The following is a 1,394-nucleotide window of genomic DNA, read 5'->3' on the forward strand; positions in this document are numbered from 1 at the left end:
CGTGAAGATTTGCAGCCGGTGTTTTCGTTCAAAATCCGCGGTGCGTACAACAAAATGGCGAAGCTGCCGAAAGAAGCCTTGGATTGCGGCGTGATTGCAGCAAGCGCGGGCAACCATGCGCAGGGTGTGGCTTTATCGGCGCAATATTTGGGTTGCCGCGCCGTCATCGTGATGCCGGAAACTACGCCGAAAATCAAAATTGATGCAGTAAAGAGCCGTGGCGGTGAAGTGGTATTGAAAGGCGTTTCTTACAACGACGCCTATGATTATGCGATGGAGTTGGCAGAAAAGGAAAAACTGACCTATATCGCGCCATTTGATGATCCTGATGTGATTGCAGGTCAGGGCACTGTCGGCATGGAAATCCTCCGCCAGCACCGCAATATCAATGCGATTTTTGTGCCGATTGGCGGCGGCGGTTTGGCAGCAGGCGTAGCGGCGTTCATCAAACAGGTTTGCCCTCAAATTAAAGTCATTGGCGTGCAAACCGATGATTCTTGCTGTATGAAGCAATCGGTTGAGGCTGGGGAAATCGTACATTTGAAAGATGTCGGTCTGTTTTCAGACGGCACAGCGGTTAAAGTAGTGGGCGAGGAAACTTTCCGCCTGTGTAAAGAGCTGTTGGACGAGATTATTACGGTCAATACGGATATGTTGTGCGGCGCGATTAAAGATATTTTTGACGATACGCGCAGCATTACCGAGCCTGCGGGTGCATTGGCCCTTGCCGGCTTGAAGGCTTATGTTGCTAAAAACAATATTCAAGGTCAAAACCTAGTTGCCGTCACCAGTGGCGCCAACATGAACTTCCACCGCCTGCGCCATGTTTCAGAACGCAGTGAGCTGGGCGAGGGCAACGAAGGTATTTTCGCCGTTACCATTCCTGAAGAAAAAGGAAGCTTTCTCAAGTTTATCAATGTCTTGGGTAGTCGGAACATTACCGAGTTCAACTACCGCTACGGCAACGACAACAATGCTCATATTTTTGTCGGCCTGCAAACTGCCGGTGCGCAAGACTTGGCCGTCATCAGCAAACAACTGGCTGACGCAGGTTTGCCCAATGTCGACCTGACCAATGACGAAATCGCCAAAATCCATATCCGTTACATGGTCGGCGGACGGACGGAAAAAGTATCCAGCGAACGCTTGGTCAGCTTTGAATTCCCTGAGCGCCCCGGCGCATTGTCCCGTTTCTTGAACCATATGCGCGCCGAATGGAATATTACCTTGTTCCATTATCGCAATCATGGTGCGGACTACGGCCGTATTTTAGTCGGTATCGATGTACCTGAAAGCGACAATGAAGCCTTTACCGATTTCTTGGAGAGCTTGGGTTATGTTTATAAAGAAGAAACCGATAATCCGGCTTATAAACTTTTCTTGGCTTAATCAGT

General features: G+C 49.5%; 1 protein-coding gene. It reads left to right on the plus strand.

What is annotated here, in order from left to right:
• Nucleotides 1-1,389 (plus strand): threonine ammonia-lyase, biosynthetic (ilvA, locus tag ACTHS3_RS13140; protein WP_440368146.1); only part of this gene is annotated, 1,389 nt, incomplete at its 5' end.
• Nucleotides 1,390-1,394: the final 5 nt, after the last annotated feature.

Source organism: Neisseria sp. P0009.S007, assembly GCF_051962515.1.